This is a genomic window from Paracerasibacillus soli, assembly GCF_042432965.1.
Taxonomy (GTDB): Bacteria; Bacillota; Bacilli; order Bacillales; family Amphibacillaceae; genus Paracerasibacillus; species Paracerasibacillus soli.
Window position 1 is genome coordinate 1 of the sequence record NZ_JBHLWL010000009.1, and the last position, 18,867, is coordinate 18,867.

At 36.8% G+C, this 18,867-nt stretch carries 10 protein-coding genes; 4 read left to right on the forward strand and 6 right to left on the reverse strand.

The window, feature by feature from the left end:
* Window positions 1-121 precede the first annotated feature (121 nt).
* A complete protein-coding gene (locus ACFFIS_RS02485) occupies window positions 122-1,132 on the reverse strand; it encodes an AI-2E family transporter (RefSeq protein WP_390186010.1) in 1,011 nt (336 codons plus the stop codon).
* 313 nt (window positions 1,133-1,445) lie between these two features.
* Here ACFFIS_RS02485 and ACFFIS_RS02490 point away from each other — a divergent pair, with 313 nt between their 5' ends.
* Both ACFFIS_RS02490 and ACFFIS_RS02495 read left to right on the forward strand, forming a co-directional pair.
* Entirely contained in the window at window positions 1,446-2,573 is a 1,128-nt protein-coding gene (locus ACFFIS_RS02490) for an FAD-dependent oxidoreductase (protein WP_320380959.1), read from the forward strand.
* Window positions 2,574-2,912: 339 nt separating this feature from the next.
* Window positions 2,913-3,647 carry a DsbA family oxidoreductase gene (locus ACFFIS_RS02495; protein ID WP_390186012.1) on the forward strand — a complete coding sequence of 245 codons (735 nt, stop codon included), beginning with the start codon at window positions 2,913-2,915 and terminating at the stop codon, window positions 3,645-3,647.
* 127 nt (window positions 3,648-3,774) lie between these two features.
* Here ACFFIS_RS02495 and ACFFIS_RS02500 read toward each other — a convergent pair whose 3' ends face one another.
* Window positions 3,775-4,899: a response regulator gene (locus ACFFIS_RS02500; protein ID WP_390186013.1), complete on the reverse strand. Its 1,125-nt coding sequence runs from the start codon at window positions 4,897-4,899 to the stop codon at window positions 3,775-3,777.
* Between the two features lie 354 nt (window positions 4,900-5,253).
* Between ACFFIS_RS02500 and ACFFIS_RS02505 the strand changes: the two genes are divergently transcribed.
* Window positions 5,254-11,406 carry a SpaA isopeptide-forming pilin-related protein gene (locus ACFFIS_RS02505; RefSeq protein WP_390186014.1) on the forward strand — a complete coding sequence of 2,051 codons (6,153 nt, stop codon included), beginning with the start codon at window positions 5,254-5,256 and terminating at the stop codon, window positions 11,404-11,406.
* Between the two features lie 155 nt (window positions 11,407-11,561).
* Here the strand turns inward: ACFFIS_RS02505 and ACFFIS_RS02510 are convergent, their stop codons facing one another.
* From ACFFIS_RS02510 to ACFFIS_RS02525, 4 genes are all read right to left on the reverse strand, one after another.
* Window positions 11,562-14,552, reverse strand: coding sequence for a hybrid sensor histidine kinase/response regulator (locus ACFFIS_RS02510; protein ID WP_390186015.1), 2,991 nt, complete (start codon window positions 14,550-14,552; stop codon window positions 11,562-11,564).
* 390 nt (window positions 14,553-14,942) lie between these two features.
* Window positions 14,943-16,208 carry a CynX/NimT family MFS transporter gene (locus ACFFIS_RS02515; RefSeq protein ID WP_390186016.1) on the reverse strand — a complete coding sequence of 422 codons (1,266 nt, stop codon included), beginning with the start codon at window positions 16,206-16,208 and terminating at the stop codon, window positions 14,943-14,945.
* A 57-nt stretch (window positions 16,209-16,265) separates the two neighbouring features.
* Window positions 16,266-16,940, reverse strand: coding sequence for a FadR/GntR family transcriptional regulator (locus ACFFIS_RS02520; protein WP_390186037.1), 675 nt, complete (start codon window positions 16,938-16,940; stop codon window positions 16,266-16,268).
* 197 nt (window positions 16,941-17,137) lie between these two features.
* Window positions 17,138-17,680: a CueP family metal-binding protein gene (locus ACFFIS_RS02525; protein WP_320380967.1), complete on the reverse strand. Its 543-nt coding sequence runs from the start codon at window positions 17,678-17,680 to the stop codon at window positions 17,138-17,140.
* Between the two features lie 326 nt (window positions 17,681-18,006).
* Between ACFFIS_RS02525 and ACFFIS_RS02530 the strand changes: the two genes are divergently transcribed.
* Window positions 18,007-18,654 carry a hypothetical protein gene (locus tag ACFFIS_RS02530; protein ID WP_390186017.1) on the forward strand — a complete coding sequence of 216 codons (648 nt, stop codon included), beginning with the start codon at window positions 18,007-18,009 and terminating at the stop codon, window positions 18,652-18,654.
* Window positions 18,655-18,867 lie beyond the last annotated feature (213 nt).

Consider the following 18,867-nt stretch of genomic DNA (forward strand, 5'->3'; position numbering starts at 1 on the left):
TTAGCTTGGTCCATTTCGCCAGCTACTAAAAGTGTCGATTACCCAAGAAGCCCCCACTTCAAGCGACCCGTAAGGGTGGTAAGTGGTGGGAGTAGTTCACTTGTAATGAGTACCCTTAATGTCATTCTAATCCATCTTTATTCGTTACACCTAGTACATCAAGAAGAAAGACAAACACTGGAATCCCAATTATCAATCCCCATACGCCAAAGAAATTCTGTGAAAAAATAAGTACGATAAACGTATAAAAAACAGGTAAATCTGTTTTGGAAGACATTAGCTTAGGATTTAGTATATAAGCTTCTATCGCATGGATGACCATAATCGCGATAAATAAATATATTACTTTTAGGTATCCTCCTATTGTGAAAGCAATGATTGTTAAAGGGACAAGTGAAATGAGTACACCTGCAACAGGTATTAGCCCTAAGAAAAAGGTCATAAAAGCTAGCCCAATGATCTGTGGAAATCCAAGAATCATTAATACAATAACTGTTAGAAAAGTGTTGATTAGAGCAATGATAAATTGTGCTTCAATTACTCTTCCAAATGTCTGGGAGAACTTTTTACCAAAGAACTCGATTTCACTATGAAATGGTGCAATTTTACTAGTTTTAAATTTATTTGTAAACTCAATTAATCGCGGCTTTTCAAGTAAGAAGAATAAGCTTAGTAATAAAGAGATTAATACTTGGACACTCATTTTGCTAATATCAGTAAATGATTTTAACAAAAATGAAAAGCCATTTTCAATATAATCCGTAATTTGCCCACTGGAAATAATGGACTCAATAAAGTTGATCACTTTGTTGTCGTGCGGTTGAACAGAAAAATTTGCTACCTGTTTGATAAGTTGGCTGATTTCGACTGAAATTAACGGTAAATACTTTGCAATTCCGATTGTTAACATGCCCACGATTGTTGTATATAGCAATAATACAAGCAGCGTGCGATTTAACCGTACTCGGGCAATCGTAAATTCTACAAGTCCATTCATTAAAAATGAGAAAATAAATGTTAGTAGAATGAGATTCATCATACTTCTAACGCTAAAAAGAATAAGAACGATTAAGGCGAAAATAATTAGTCTTTTTACGCCTTTTCTTTTAAAAAAGTCCACCATTGCCTCCATATGATACTTCCCCTTATATACTAAATTGAAAAAAATAAGTCGATAGATATATAGTATCTCTTTGTGAAGTAAAAATTACAAGTAGTAGAATTGTCTAAAATAAGAAAAGTTGGCACGTGCTGAAAACTTTTAAGGAATGATAGGTTTTTCCTAAGTTAGATATGATAGAAATTCCTGCTCAAGCTGTTGACCCTGTATGACTAGAAGGTGTAGACTAATATTATTTCAATCGAGCTATAGTATAAATTTACATACCCTAAAATTGAACAGTGGCAAAACTTCATGAATCTTACTTTAAAGTGGGGGAATATTTATGAAAAAAACAACATTATATCATGATGGTGAGACGCTTGGTAACAACGAATCTGCAGTTGTTGTCGGTGCATCGCTTTCTGGACTTATGACAGGAATTGCACTCGCGCGTGAAGGGTTGCATGTAACTATTATTGAAAAGGCGGAGGAAGAACGCCCTAGTGGTGGTGGGCTTCGTGTGGACGGTGGAATGTTTGATCGTTCTAAAACTGCAAGGTTACTAAAAAGACTCGCTTCAAATGGAAAGAGTTCTGTTCAGCTATGGTCATCCATCGAGTACCGCATGCGCATGGAAGCCAAGGCCGATCCTAGAATAGAATTACGTTATCAGACTCGCGTTCAATCCATTGATCAGGATGCTAACTCCGCGTGGGTTGTAACAGATAAGGGAGAAACGATTCAAGGTGATATTTTAATTGGCGCAGATGGCCACCGTAGTTTAGTGCGGCGGCATGTTGCACCACATCATCCAGACGCAACATTTGCAGGTTACGTTGTATGGCTTTCTTCTATAAATGAGAATAATCTACCTGAGGACATTCGCCCCACTCATAAAGAATCTGGAGTTACGATGATGCATGGTGCAAACGGATTTATGTTCGGTTCCATAACAGATATTGATAATGGTACCTCAGGATCGGGAAGTAGACGAGTAGGAACAACTTGGTATGATAGAAGTCGTAATGATATGTTACGTAGTTTAGGCTGTGTTAGAGGTTCAGTTGTCCATCATTCACTAAAGGGTCCTGATATACCAGTCGAAATCCTAGATGAACTAGCAGCAGAAGCGAAGGTAACATGGTCCGAACCATGGTTGTCCGCAGCGCTTCACGGAATAGAATCGCGTACCATTATTGGAATACCAATAAAAGAATACGTTCCAGATCTTCTTGTTAAGGGGCGTGTAGCGATAGTTGGCGACGCAGCTCATGCGCCTGCACCTATCACAGCTAGTGGATTTAATGAGTCATTACAAGATGCTGCTACACTTGGAAAATGTGTTGCAAAAGGTATACGAGGAAATGCGGCGATTGACTCGCTAGCGGAATATGAGTCTCTCCGTTTAAATAAAGTACGTCGAATGGTGCAGTCTGGACAGTCTATGAGTCAGTATTTTGGATTAGCATGATGGAATATGAAGGCAATACCTTATGATGACATCGTATTTTTGGTGCGAAGTTCAGGAAATCATGAATATCCAGGTGTCTTCACATATTATTTTATTGATTTCGATGATAATATTGCTATAGTTATATGAAGCAATCCCTTGAAAAGTGTGTATTACAAGATGTTTTTGCTACTTTTCACTGTCGTACTTTGTATGAGAGTGGATTGAAATAATGCAGAATGACAATCTTAGACAACAGTGTTAAGTTGGATATGCAAGCGATGCATGCACTGAGCTCTTTGTACCCCTACTTGTTAAGGAGTATGTTAAAATACCTTTAATATAGAAAGAGGTGTTAACATGAAAATTGATGTATGGTCAGATTTTGTATGTCCATTTTGTTATATAGGTAAGCGCAGATTAGAGATGGCTTTAGAGCAGTTTCCACATAGAGAAGATGTTGAGGTTTCATTTAAAAGTTTCGAACTTGACCCAAACTCCTCTGAATATGCCGGGAAAAATATTCATGAGGCAATCGCTGCAAAATATGGTGTGAGCTTAGAACAAGCAAAACAAAACAATGCTCAAATTGGTAAACAAGCGGAAAACGTTGGATTAACCTTTAACTTTGATGATATGAAGCCAACGAATACGTTTGACGCACATCGTTTGACGAAATTTGCATTGCAACATGGAAAAGACAAGGAAATTACGAATAATCTTTTTTACGCATATTTTACAGAATCCAAGAATTTAAGTGACAGCCAAACATTAGCAGATATTGCGGAAGCTGTTGGCCTAGATAGGCAGGAAGCGCTAGATGTTTTACAGGATAAAACTGCATATGCAAATGATGTCCGAGTAGATGAGGGAATTGCCCAGCAATACGGCGTTACGGGTGTTCCTTATTTCATTATTAATGATAAATATGCCATCTCAGGCGCACAACCATTGGAAACATTTATCGGGGCGTTACAAAAGGTGTGGGAAGAGGAAAAACCAAAGCCTAAACTCCAAAGTCTTACCGCTGATGATATGAATAATGCTGTTTGTACAGATGATGGCTGTATCATACCACCAAATAATGAAAAGTAAATTTAAAAGTAGCTCGTTCATCATGAATGTAGCTACTTTTTCTTTTTAAAGAAGATTGCCACCTTATCCCCAAATGGTATTTAACATATACGCGGTGCACTGCACCGAACTTATCTTGTGAATAAGATCAGATTATGACTCCTCTCCATGATGTATACCAGCGTTGAATATGCTCACTAATTTCAATGTCTAATTCCTGAAGTGCTTCTTGTAATTTTTCATATTGATGATGCACAAATATTCCGTATCCGAGCTCGGCATATATTTTCATTAAAGCGAAGTGCGCTATTTCATCGTCTGGATGACGATTACAAATATTGGTATACCATTGTATTGCTTTTTCAACATCACGCTGCTGTTCATAGAAGTTTGCGATTTGATGGGCGTGTTTTAGCCAAAGTTTTTCTAGGCGAAACCGTTCTGGTTCGGCCCACAGATATCCTTCATCACTGAGATAGCATTCTCCGTAGATAGCCATCATTTCCTCATACTTTTGAATGGTATCGAAATAAAGCGGAGGGGCAGCTTTTAAACGATTCTCCCATTCAGTAATATCAATTGAAACATTTTTGATGATAAGCGAATAGCTTGAATGCATACTTTTAATTAGAAAATGTTCGTGATATTTTCCTAACGTTTTTCGTATATTATAAATCGTAGTATATAGCTGGGAATATGCCCTGTTAGGTTCGAAGTCTGGCCAAAGCAAATCAACAAGTTTGGATTTTCGTACGGTCTTTCCGGTGTGTTGTAATAGATAAAGAAATAATTCCTTTGATTTAGCAGTTCGCCATTTTATAATCTCATATGTATTGTTTTCCCCTTCAAAAGATAGTTCTCCACTTATATTAACCCGAAAATGGCTTGGTTTAGTTGTAGGTGAGGTATGTTTGTTTATATAAGTTGGTAATCTTTCCACTGTCTTTTTAAGTCTTTCTACTTGTACTGGTTTTATTAGATAATCAAGGGCTTGTAGCTCAAACGCCTCTACAGCATATTGATGAAAGGCTGTAACAAATACAATTTCTAATTGTGGGTTTATCTCTACTATTTGTTCTGCCAATTCTAGCCCATTATTGCCAGGCATTTCAATATCTAAAAAGACAACATCCGTTTCTTGTATGAGACGAGCTTGTTTATGAATATTTAAATAGGTAAACTTCTGCAGGTTGGATATTTTACATACCTTCTTGAGCTGTATTTCTAAAAGTTCCAGTGCAAGTGGCTCATCGTCTATTAACATGACCCGCATCAAATTCCCCCTTTAAGCGTGATTGGTATCTTCTCATCTATTATATGACTGTATACCCATTTATTTAGAACCTTATTTATATTGTAATAATTTAACTTGTAGAAGTCTATTTATCCTTCCAGAATTTTACGTTGCATTATCTATCGAGAATTCATCTTCATATATATTTCATCGAAAAATTTATATAAATATATTTTATATTTTCAGAGATAACACCATGTTAATAGTTCTTTTGGACTAGTATTATTGCTGTAAATAATATCCTGGGAAATATTGTTGAGAATTTGTGGAGATACAATTTTTATAATAGTAACGGCTACATGGCCATCATTTATTTCCAAAGGGGGAATGGGATTGAAGAAAAGAACAGGATTGTTATTAATCATGTTGTTATTTTTTCAAACGATTACGAGTGGATTTGCTGCGCCAATGCAAATGAAAGCGGCTGAGTCCGAGCAAAATGTAATTAAAAGTCTCACTGTAACTGAAACCGACATAGAAGGATTAGTTCATGTATCTGTTAATTGGTCGATTGATGGACTAGAAATTGATGAAGGTTACATCGAATCTCAAGTACTAGACGAACATTTACAAATAGATCATCAACAAGAAGGATTATTGCAAGTTGAGGAAACAGAAATTGGAATGTTTCATGTAACAGAGAATGGAGAAATCACCGTTGCTTTTCTTGCTGCGGTTGAAGAATCTCAAGAAGCTAGTGGAACATTTGTAATAGAAGCATTGGTGGAAGTACCTGGAGATAATGAAGAAGAGGAAACAGAACAGCATGAGCAAAGCGAAAATGACGAGAAAGATAAACAAGCTGCGCCTGAAGAGGTTGCGGAAGATGAAAAGGATATAGAAGCAGAAATAGAAACGACGAAGGGCGACGAATTAGACTCAAATGATACAGCTTTAACGGCTACGGAAATTGAAGAAAATATTATCACAAATGTAACATTGTCAAAGAAAGTTGGCGAAGGGGATTTTGAGGAAATTCCACCCGGGTCAGAAATTGTTGTCGACAATCCATACGACGCATTTAAAGTAAAACTAGATTACGAGTTTGCGTTACCGAATAATCATAACTATGGCGCTGAATCGACATTTACAATTACGATACCAGAGGTTTTTCACGTATTGGCTAATCCAGAGCCAACACCACTTACGAATGAAAATGGTGTTGAATTCGCTACGTTTATTGTAACGAATGATAATAAAATTGTAATCACATTTAATGAAAATATCGAGCAAAACTCAAATGTGTCAGGTTACCTTCATTTAGAGTCGGAGTTTGATGCACACTATGCTGGCCCAGCTGAAGGAGAAGTCATTACGTTTCCGATTTCGGGAGAGCAGACGGTTACATACCCAATTAAGTTTATTCCAAAATCAACGTCTATTGATAAAAAAGGTGTTCCGAACAAAGCCTATAATGCAGAGACGATTGAGTGGACAGTTGATTTTAATAAGGATTTACAAGAAATAGAGCATGCAAGATTAGAAGATGTTATGGAAGGTGATCATACTTTTATTGAGTCTTCACTCAAAGTGTATAAGTTGTACATGAATGCCGATGGTACGATTGATGAAAGTAAGACAGAGCAGTTAGCGGACGACAAATTTGGAACGACATTTCCATTAGAGCTTGGCAACATTGATTCAGCTTACCGGATTGTATATGAAACGGAAATTCAGGATGATACAGGTAAAGCATACAAAAACACCGTAGAATTAACTGGTGATAATATTAATCCGGTTGAAGCCTCTGCAACGGTTCATGTAAATCGTGGTGAAGCCCTTGAAAAGCGTGCTAGCAATTATGACCCAGTAACACAAACAGTGACGTGGGAAGTAAAATATAATTATGATGAAAAGGTTATTCCACAAAATAAAGCGAAACTGACAGATATATTTGGGGACAATCAAGCGTTTGTAGCTGATAGTATGGAAGTAGTTGAAGTTACGATTGACCCAGATACTGGTGAAGAGGATAAGTCAGAACCATTTACGAATTACACATTACATGAAACGGATGGTGGCTTTGAGCTTCAGTTTAATCAAAACGTTTCAAAAGCATATAAAATCACATATCAAACGAGTGCGATTGACAGAGTTGATGAAAGTGGCAATGTGCATAACAAGATCCATGATGAATTTGGTAACGAAAAGGAAGGTTGGCAATGGTTGAGCCAAGGTGTGTTCATAAAATCACACGATAATTCCGAAACAGATTATAAAGAGAAAGTAACAGGTTGGACTTTAAGATTAAACACTGATGAATATACGATGAATGATGTCGTCATTACAGACACATTGCCAAAGGGGTTTTCGTTAGTTGAGGAGTCAGTAGTTGTTAAACATGGTGGAGAAACAATAACAGATTATACACTGAACGTTACCGAAACTGATGGGGTAGAAGTTTTTGAAATTAAATTTAACGACGATATCACCAAGGAAGTTTTGATTTCTTTCCGTACAAATATTGATTTTGACAAGACAGAGCCAAATGATGATGGTACGTTCACAAATCATGCCTTGCTTGAATGGAACAATGACGATGGAGAGGCTCTGTCGAAGGAAGGAACGGCAACCTTTAACCCAGATACGTATACGAAAGCAAATGGGTTTAAAGGTGCATCCTATAACGCAGTAACAAAAGAAATTGAGTGGGAAATCGGTGTGAATTATAATCATGCCAATTTGGATCAGGCAATTGTGGAGGACTTTATCCTAGATGGTCAAAATTTTGATGTTGATTCTATCCGTGTATTTCATATGGATTTACAAGGTGGATGGAATGGTTATAAGTATGGAGAAGAACTAGCTGCTACGGACTATACAGTTGCTGTTATGGAGGATGATGAAGGAAATCCAGGGTTCCGAGTTAGCCTTGGGGATATTAACTCAGGATATATCGTGACGTATAAGACTGATTTGAATAATCAATTGGTTGATAAAACGTATCACAATATAGCGACTGTTAAAAGTGATAATCAGGATTCTTTCAATCTAACGGCTTCAGTAGAACCATATCACGGAGGGGAATATACAAAAAAGACTGCGGAACAAAACAGGGAAAACCCTCGAATCGTTAACTGGCGTGTAAACATTAACTATGCACAGTCTACGGTATCAAATGTTTCTTTGTCCGATACACCAAGTGCAAATCAATTACTTTTACGAGATACCATTAAATTATATGGGACGGTTGTAAGTGAAAACCCAAATGAAATTAAGATAGATCGGGACAATGGACCTTTAGTGGAAGATGAAGATTACGCACTTGAAATAACTGAAAATGAAGATGGTATAGAAACATTTACAATTACATTTTTAGAGGAAACAATTGATCAGGCATATGTCCTAGAGTACGATACACGTATTATGTATCAAGGTGATGGGTATATCGAAAATGATGTGAAGTTTGAAGGTGACCAAACAGCGGAAATTCCTACTGATAATGCTGTTAAACAGCGCATCGATTTATCAAATATCGGTGGTGGTATCGTTGGTGAGGTAGGAAGTCTTGAAGTAATAAAGGTGGATGCGGAGGACCAAAAGGCACTTGCTGGTGCAACATTTGAGCTATACGAAACAGATGGTACTTTTATCCGAAGCTATACGACGGGTGAAGACGGAATCGTCGTTTTCAAAAACTTATTATTTGATGAATATATTTTGAAAGAAGTAGATGCTCCTGAGGGCTACGTAGCAGGAATTAAGGATGGTCAGACTGTCACAGTAAATGCTGAAGTATCAAAAGTAACAATTGAAAATAAAAAGTTTGTTGGTGATGTAACATTAACGAAAGTTGACGCAGATACGAAGGAAGTACTGGAGGGAGTCGTCTTTGAACTACGAGATGAAGCAGGTAATCTACTTCAGGAAGGTATTACAACAGATGAAGACGGAAAGATTCTTATTACAGGTCTAACACCTGGAAACTATTTGTTGAAAGAGACGGAAGCACTACATGGTTATCAAAAGCTAGAAAGTGAGATTCCATTTACAATTAAGGCTGACCAGGTAGAGGTCTTGGAATTAGATCCGATTGAAAATAGTATCATCCTCGGAACTGTCCAACTTATTAAAGTGGATGCGGATCATCAAAATGAACCATTAGAAGGCGTTGTATTTAAGTTAGTAGATGCGGAAGGAAATGTTGTAAAGGAAAATCTTACAACAGATAGGGAAGGAAAAATAACAGTTCATGATTTACGTCCAGGAACATATTACTTCATTGAAACGGAAGCATTAGATGATTATGTACTAGATGAAACACCAATTGAGGTTGTCGTAGAAAGGGCGCAAACAGAAATTGCTACAGTACAAGCAAAAAATGAGCTGATACCTGGTTCTGTTGAACTAACGAAAAAAGGTGAAGACGGTAAGTTGCTTGAAGGAGTGAAGTTTGAACTTCAAGATGAAGATGGTAATAAAATTAGTGAACATACGACAGATGTAAATGGTAAATTAACTGTTGAAAACTTGAAACCAGGCTTTTATCAGTTTGTTGAAGTGGCATCTATTGATGGGTATGAATTAAATAAGGATGTTGTAAAGTTTGAAATCATTAGAAGCCAAAAAGTAGCTGTATCCGTTGAATTTACAAATGAGTTAACACCGGGATCAGTTGAGCTTACAAAGCTTGGCGAGGAAAATGAAGTGCTAGAAGGAGCGGAATTTAAGTTAGTAGATGCTGATGAACAAGTTATACATGAAAACTTAAAAACCGATGAAAATGGAAAAATCATAGTAGGAAACTTAAAGCCAGGTACGTATTATTTTGTAGAAACAAAAGCACCATTTGGTCACGAGCTAGATGAGACACCAGTGGAAGTCGTGATTGAATTTAACCAACAGAAACAATTAACCGTAACAAAGGTTAACGAACGCACAACAAGCGGCGTCATGTTAACGAAAAAGGGTGAAGATGGAAAACTACTTGAGGGAGTAATATTTGCGTTACAGGATCAAGACGGGAATACATTGCAGCAAGATTTAACAACCGACGAAAATGGCGTTCTCACTATCGATAATCTAAAGCCAGGTCACTATCAACTGGTTGAGATTGCGACAAATGCAGGCTATGTATTGGATGGGAATCCGATAACATTTGAAATCGAACTTGGTCAAACAAAACAAACAGAAGTAACATTGGTAAATGAACTTGCTACGGGTTCAGTCGAATTAGCAAAACTTGGTGAGGAAAAGGAAGCATTAGCTGATGCAGAATTTGCACTTCTCGACAAAGATGGAAATGAATTACAAACTGGTTTACTTACAAATGAGGATGGAAAAATCGTTGTAACAGATTTAAAACCAGGTCATTATCAGTTCGTAGAAACAAAGGCACCATTTGGTCATGAACTTGATCAAACTCCTATACTGTTTGAAGTCGTGTTTAATCAACAAGAGACATTAACAGTAACGAAGGAAAACGAACGTACGACTGGATCTGTTTCGTTAATTAAAGTGGACGATGAAACAGGTGAAACTTTAACAGGAGCAATTTTTGCCTTACAGGATAGGGAAGGAAATACGTTATTAGAGGAACTTACAACCGATGAAAATGGCAAAATATTTGTTGATGACCTTAAACCAGGAAACTATCAATTTGTGGAAATAAAAGCACCTTCTGATTATACGCTAGATGAAGAGCCAATTCCATTTACGATAGACTTGGGGCAAAGTGAAACATTAGAAATCACAACAAATAATGCGATTATAAAGGGAGACTTTGAGCTTACAAAAGTTGACTTTGATAATGAGGAGCTTGTGCTTGAAGGGGTCCAGTTTGCATTACAAGATTCAGAGGGGAATACGTTACAAGAAGATTTAACAACGGATCAAGATGGTAAATTGCTCATCACAAATCTACGCCCAGGAGACTATGTGCTCGTTGAAACAAATCCATTATTTGGCTATGAGGCACATGATCCAATTGCATTTACAATTGATAGAGGACAACTAACAGTGAAACAGATTACGATTACGAATAAGCAAATTCGTGGTGGAGTTGTATTAACAAAAGTGGATAAACAAGATAAGCAAACTGTTTTATCTGGTGCGGTATTTAAACTAGTAAATGAAGCGGGAGAAACAATAAAAGAAGACTTGGTAACCGACGAAAATGGGGAAATCGTCGTGCAAGACTTAAAACCAGGAAACTACCAGTTCATCGAGGTGAAGGCACCAGCAGGTTATGAATTGGATCAAACACCAATTGATTTTATAATCGACATGGGCCAAACTGCGCACATACAAGTAACAGCATATAACGAAAAGACCCCTGTGCCAACGCCTGAGGAAGAGGAAAAGCCGGAAGCGGGAGAAAAGGATACTTCAACAGGCTTGAAAGACAGTGGCAAACAAGAATCAGATAGTGGCAAAGAATTACCGAAGTCCGCTACGAATATTTTCAACTATATCTTAGTAGGTATTGCATTAATAAGTGTAGGAATTGCAACACGAGTTATTTTACGAAGAAGAAAGACAGTGTAAATAGGCAGAAAAGCATAGACAAAACAATAGGGGCAGGGACAAAGCCAAAGTGTCAGACCTCTCAACTACAACATTATGTATGAAACAATGAGTTTCTTACTAGTTATGGTAGTTGAATGAGGGGGTCAGACCCCATGTCCCGGCCCCTTTTGTTTTCATTTTGGAATTTCAAACGTTACAATCGTGCCGTGCCCAGCCTTACTTGAAATCATTAATCCTTTCCCGTACCGCCTTTTTAAGCGCCGATTTGTATTTGCTAATCCTATACCGGCTACTTTACTTGGATGTTCATGTAAAATCTCATCTGCCTTTTCCTGTTTCATACCTACGCCATCATCAATAATGGAAATTTGATAATACGATTCACAGTCCGTCATTCGTATACAAATCATTCCTCCATTAACTCTTTTTAGTACCCCATGCATCACCGCATTTTCAACAAGAGGCTGAATGGATAATGGGGGTATTTGAAGGTTTGTGTTTTCATCTATTTCCCAATTAACCTGTAATCTATCCCCGAAGCGGGCTTTTTCAATATATAAATACGATTTGGTAAGAGCTAGTTCATCTTCTATTGCAACTAACGATTCCGTATTACGAACAGCAAAACTCCTTTGTAAATAGTTACCGAATTCATGAAGCAGTTCATTCATTTTGTTAGGATTTACAACACCAAAGGCTGCAATCGTATTTAATGTGTTAAATAAAAAATGTGGGTGTATTTGCGCCTGAAGCCAAGCAGCCTCCATTTTTAACTGTTCTTTAATCGACTGCCGTAATTCTGTTAAAGCTTGCACACGCGCTTGTAATTCAAAAGCGTCTACGGGCTTTGTCACATAATCATTTGCACCCGCTATAAAACCACTATATATATCTTCATCTTGACTTCTAGCTGTGAGTAACAAAATCGGCAATTCTGCCAAAGTAAATTGCTCTCGAACTTTTCTCGTTAATTCGTAGCCTGACATGTTTGGCATCATGACATCAGCAATAATTAAATCCCAATCTCTTTTACCGACTAGCTGCAGTGCTGCTTTGCTGTCTACTGTCGTTGTCACATGATACTTTGTGCACAGTATATTTTGTAAAATTGTTAAATTAATTGGGTCATCATCTACGACCAAGATGCTTGGGGCTATCTCACTTTTAACTTGTTCCTGTTGCTGTAATTCAGCTAATAATTTCGGATATTTCACAAGTTTGGCGGCAGCAATTTCCTCGTTACTTTTTGTAGGTAGATTAGACTTGGAAGTTGCTAAAGGAATTGTAAAACTGAATGTACTTCCTTTTCCTAATGTGGATGCTGCAGAAATTTGTCCACCGTGTAACTCGACTAATTGCTTGCAAATATGTAAACCTAGACCTAATCCACCATCTACGTATGTTGAATCATCATTATTCTGTTCATATGGCTCAAAAATAATGTCTAATGCTTGTTTACTAATCCCACGTCCTGTATCAGTTACCGTTATGACAGCCATTTTATTTTTATGTTTTGCATGAATCGTGATGGCTCCTTCGTACGTATATTTCACTGCATTATGGAGTAAGTTAAACAATATTTGAATGAGTCGATGTTGGTCCGCATAAACATTGGGGAAAGAAGCCGAAATATCTAAATGTAATTGGAGTTCTTTTCTTTCCGTCATAAAATGAATCATATCAAGCACGCCTGATGCTATAGCGTGAAGATTTACTCTTTCTAAATTTAGAGTGATCTGTCTTTCTTTTATCTTTGAAATATCAAGTAAATCATTTAAGGTAAATTTCATTCGCTGTCCTACTTGTATAAGAAGTTTTATGTTTTCCTTATTTTTTTCCGTCAAAGGATCCCTTTCGTCATGTAACATTGTATGTGCGATGTTAATAATGCCGTGGAGCGGGTTCCGTAATTCATGCGATGTATTCGCTAAAAATTGGTCTTTTGCTTTATCTGCCTCCTGTAATTCGATTGTTTGCTTTCTATTTAGTTCAACTAAACTAAGATGATGCTTAAAGAGAAACCCAGCAAAGGCGAACATTGCGATTAAATAATCAACAGGATAATAAGGAAAATCTATCATACCCATATTAAGAAATACTCCCCATACTACATTCACAAAATTGATAACCGTCGCTATTAATATAAAAATAGCGTCTTTATTTCCTCCTTTGATTACTTTTATCACAGTAATCGTCAGGAATATGTATGACATTACATTTGTTAGCATGATGACATACCCGATGAGATGGACATATGCAAGTGGGACAACTACTAAAATAAGAACTGCTAGGCTGTATACCGAAAAAAGAATTCGAAATATATAGCTTTTCAAATGAAACACATATTTTGTAAACAATAGCATGAAACTTAATGTCCCAGCAAAAGCGATATATAGTAGTTTTAGTCTCCATGTGGTGTTTATTGAAATGACGTTTAATAGTATTTTATCTTCATCTAAAACAATTGAAAATGCAGCGAAAAACATGAGTAAACCAAAGTAAACAAGCTCTCTTTGGGTTCTTCTTCCTATTAAGAATAACCCGATAGCATAGACACTATGTGCAAGTAAGAAGAAAAATATGACGAGTTGCAAGTTGTTTGATAAGTTCAGTTCCTTTTCTATCGCCTTGCTAGTTCCGAATTTAATAGAGTTTGGAATCCCATTGTTATGAATTGCTTCTTCATTTGATACTGTCATCATAAGTTCTATTTCATCTTGATTGTTATGAAATAATACTTTAGTTGATCCGCTTTCAGCGTGATGCCCAATCTCTAAAACTAACTTCCCGTTGATATATGCCTTGGCCCCAGCTGCGATTTCTTTAAAGAGTAAGCCGTATAGATTGCCGTGAGAATTCCTTTCAGGCAATAGCAATTTTAATCGATAGGTGCCGTGTTGGACTTGTTTTGTATCATTGGTATTTTCCCATAATCCAGGAACTGACAAATAATGTGGAGTACGATCATGCTTGTCTATGAAGTCGTTTGGATAGAACTCCCATTCTCCGTCCAACTTTATTGTTTGTCTGCTTGAGAAATCCGACTCACTTAAATCTATTATTCCATTTTCCACCTGAGGTTGGTTAGGCTGGTGATAATAAAAAATCCACCCGAACCGAAAAACGGTGAGTATAAGTAAGCAAGCAATTAAATATCTTTTCATCGGGTTTATCACCTTCCTAATTGCCCTCAACTTACAACTAGTAGGGGAAATATGCGAAACCCTACTGATTGAAGTTTCACTTTATTTATATCAAGCCATTTGAACATCCTTACCATTATCATCCAAATTTTGGTCAATATAAATATTATATATTACTTAACAAAATATTTCTGCTAATAGTAAAATTTAAATATATAGTTTTATTGCAAAGTGGACATGGGAATTTGATAAAAGGGCTTAGATGAATGTAAAAACGAAAGGAATTAAATAAATGAAGAATGTGAATTGGAAAAGAGGCTAGGACAAAACCAAAGCGTCAGACCCCTCAACTACTACATTTTGTATTGAGTGAGGGGGGTCAGACCCTTGCGTCCCAGCCACCTATTAGTATTAGAACGGATTGGAAACCTGCTTTGAAACAGGAGAACCGTCCCCATGTTTCTCGTGTTTTGTTATTTGTTTTTCTTTTCCTGATTCGATTCCGACAATTAGGATTACTACGGATATGCCAATTAACATGATGAGTGGGACTTGCCAGCCATGTGTCATGTCGTGTAGTGCGCCAAACAAAACAGGTCCGGTTGCGGCTAATAGATAGCCAAATGATTGTGCCATTCCGGACATTTCGGAAGCTTGTTGTCCACTTGTTGTGCGAAGACTGAAAAACATCATGGATAAACTAAATGCACTACCACCAGCGATTCCAATAAAAATGACGGCTATAAGCATAACAGGTTTGATGCCTGACAGCAATCCCGTTATGCCAAGAATAAATAAAACGCCAGTTATCAAGGCTAAAAGCTTTTGATTCCGCATTTTCTCAGCGATAATCGGGATGATAAATGTAATTGGAATGATAGCAAACTGCATTAGGAAAAGTACCCAGCCAGCTGCATTTGAACTGTATCCTTGTGATTGCAATATGCCAGGTAACCACGTGACTAACGTATAAAAAATTAATGATTGTAATCCCATGAACAATGTAATACACCATGCAAGTGGAGAGCGCCAAAGACTATCACCTTTTTGGTTAGGTGTATTTTGTAACTTTTCTCCAATATCTCCCTGTTTTTTCAATTGTGGAATCCAAAATAGTATAGCGACAATAGCTGGAATACCCCAAAATGCAAGTGATCCTTGCCAACCAATATTTCCAATGGATAGGATTGGCACACTCAGTCCCGATGCTAATGCAGCAAATAAATTCATGAAAACAGCATAAATCCCAGTCATGATACCAACTTTATACGGGAAATTCATTTTTATATATCCTGGTAGTAATACATTTCCAAAGGCAATTGCAACGCCGATGAGGATTGTACCAGCAAATAAGAAATAAGAGCCAAAATAAGAACGCATCATAATACCGATGAATAAAAGAGCCATGGAAATGAAGATAGTTCTTTCCATTCCATATTTGCTAGCAATTTTTGGTGCAAATGGGGAAAGAAATGCAAACGCAAGTAATGGTAGGGTTGTAATGGTTCCGGCTAATGCATTACTAATTGCTAAATCATCCCGAATAAATGAAATTAATGATCCAACAGATGTTAATGGTGCTCTTAAGTTTGCACCAACTAAAATAATTCCAATTAATAATACCCAAGTAGGGGCTTGTCTATGTGTTTTATCTAAAGTTGTAATGTCTTTCTTCAAAATGATGCCTCCAATGTTGTGATAGGTAGTCTACGAATCTATGGTGATGATAAAGGATTATGAAAAGTGCTGTTTAAGATCAATAATATATTCATTTACAAATCTTGTTGCCTCTTCGGTATTTTTTTCGCGAATCGCCCCTAATAGTTCGTAATGTATTTCCTTTTTTAAGTCAATATGTCGTGCAATCATTACATCTCGGATGGATGCATATAAAGAATCTGTCATATGTTCATACAGATCTTCCATCAACTGATTGTGCGCAGCCTTTATAATTGATTTATGAAATGTAATATCTGCGGAAATAAATTTTTCTATATCTCCCTTTTCGGCAGCGCATTGGCACTGATTGATGCAATCTTGTAAGACGTTCAAATCTGCGTCTGTTCGATGTCTAGCGGCTAACTCTGCCGCCTCTCGTTCTAGAGCTAGTCGTACTTCTAACGTATCTAACAAACTAGATTTTTTAATATGACGGTGTACAGCAGCCCCTAGAGCACTAGAAGATTGGACAAATGTCCCACTGCCTTGTTTCGTTTCTAATAACCCAGCGTGGACTAATGCATGAATTGCTTCTCTTAATGTATTTCTGCTAACATCAAATTGTTTCATCAACTCCATCTCAGGAGGAAGTTTATCTCCAACTCCCCAATGCTTGCTCTCGATGAGCTGTTCTATTTGCATCACAACTTGCTCTACTAACGATACCCGTTGTGCTTTTTTTAACATAATTTGCCTCCATTAAAAGTTGTAGGATGATTGGTCCACTCCGGTATGGTAACATAACTTTCATGTCCTGTCACCCCGTTGGCTTATGTAGCAAAAAGATGCAAAGCTAGCTTTGCAATATTTGAATGTGTTTATACTAGAAAAATAAAAAGTACCTAATTGCATACATTTTAGAAATGCTCAATCAGGTACTTTTTTCATTAACTTAATTGCATAGTTGTAATACAAGTAGCGTCATCTGCAAAAGTGGAAATCTCAGATTCTACGTTTTTTCCGTCATGGGTAATTTTTACTTGATATGTTTTATCACGTGGTAACCATAAGTCGATAAAACCATTTTCAAGTGATTTCATTGTTTCATTGATAACAACATTTCCTTCCGTATCTTCAATATGAACATCAAATTCTTGTTCGACCATTTCCCCTTGGCATCCAGTTAAGCTATGGAAAGTACAAGGATGTGTTTCATTGACAAATGGTGCGATGGAAACAAAAAACTCATCATCTGGTAATTTATATACGGTTTCTTTATCCTGATCATCTGTTACAGAAAGTTCTGTTCCAGTAATCGAAGCGTTTTGTGCATCCAATTTACCTATACTGTAATCATGTACCATTTGTTTAATATCTGTCTCTTCTTGGGAGGTTTGTTCTTTTTCATTCGTATTATCTTTACTATTACAGCCGACTAATACAATCGCAATGGTTACGATAACAGCCATCATTTTAAATGTAAACTTCATTGATATTCACCTCATCATTAGTTATTGAATAGTATTATATCAGCTTTTTTTCTTGTGAGGTGGATTAGCTAGCAAATGACACAACTTATTCATTAATTTTTATAAAAGAGTAAGATTCTTAGTTCGTTGATATGCAATATATCTTGGTGTTGAACGTTATTTTTAATATATGAAGAGAGAACAGTTGATTTATGGGTAAAGAAAGTTAGGAAGTAGGACCTATTTACTTTCTCTATCTGTCACGTACTATTTAAATAAGGGAATAAAGCAAAACATTATCAATATACTTTGCATAATAGAAAAAAGCATAAATAAGGATGATGGATTTGATAATAGAGGAAATTTTTCCGATAATAATCGGTGCGGTTTTTATTACGGTCATGATGGTAGTTGGTTATATATTTAGTCGTATACCTGGAGCCAAGTATATATTGAAGTTATTTGTAGCAATATTATACGTGGTGAGGTTTCTATTTTACTTTGCTATACGTTTTATTATGTTTTTTATGGCGGGTTATTTTGCCTTTATTATCTTGTCATTTACGGATAAGGCACCCCTCTATAACGGAGAAGTCCTTTCGGTTTTCTTCGGGGATAATAGTGAAGCAACCTTAAAGTTACTTGCATTGTATACTATTTTTAGTCTCGTAGCTCTATATGTGATCATTTATAGTTATGCATTCATTAAAGTTATCTTTAAAATTGGTAATGTATTTTTTGATGAGGAGATTATCCATCTACTCTTAATCGGTACGGTTATTTACATATTTCCATCACTTGTTCATGCGCTTATGCCAGAATTTGAAATATCAGATGGGACAGCATATGTTTTTGCAGTTGTACCTCTTATGCTATACGTGCAGGGGCGTATTGACAAAGCGAAACGAGGGCCACGTGACTATCGCTATCAATCTGCAAAGGATCGATTTTATTTGGAGATAGCGGAACGGGCAGAGCGAAAAAAGGGATCGTAAATTCATTGGGTTGGCAGTAGGCAAATGTTTAGTACATTTGCCTACTTCACATGCTATTCATAAAATATACTTTGCATTCCGGCCTGCAGGGTATGTAACGCAAGGGCTTGGTCATCATGAACGGCAATGCATATTGAAGGACAATTATCACCTTCATGTTTTCTGCCAATTTGATATGTTTCACTTTAAATTGGGCTACATTTACGATAATCT

Coding starts and splice junctions, on each gene's coding strand:
- ACFFIS_RS02525 (WP_320380967.1), bottom strand. CDS start 17,680: ATGAAGTTTACATTTAAAATGATGGCTGTTATCGTAACCATTGCGATT.
- ACFFIS_RS02490 (WP_320380959.1), top strand. CDS start 1,446: ATGAAAAAAACAACATTATATCATGATGGTGAGACGCTTGGTAACAAC.
- ACFFIS_RS02500 (WP_390186013.1), bottom strand. CDS start 4,899: ATGCGGGTCATGTTAATAGACGATGAGCCACTTGCACTGGAACTTTTA.
- ACFFIS_RS02510 (WP_390186015.1), bottom strand. CDS start 14,552: ATGAAAAGATATTTAATTGCTTGCTTACTTATACTCACCGTTTTTCGG.
- ACFFIS_RS02485 (WP_390186010.1), bottom strand. CDS start 1,132: ATGGAGGCAATGGTGGACTTTTTTAAAAGAAAAGGCGTAAAAAGACTA.
- ACFFIS_RS02495 (WP_390186012.1), top strand. CDS start 2,913: ATGAAAATTGATGTATGGTCAGATTTTGTATGTCCATTTTGTTATATA.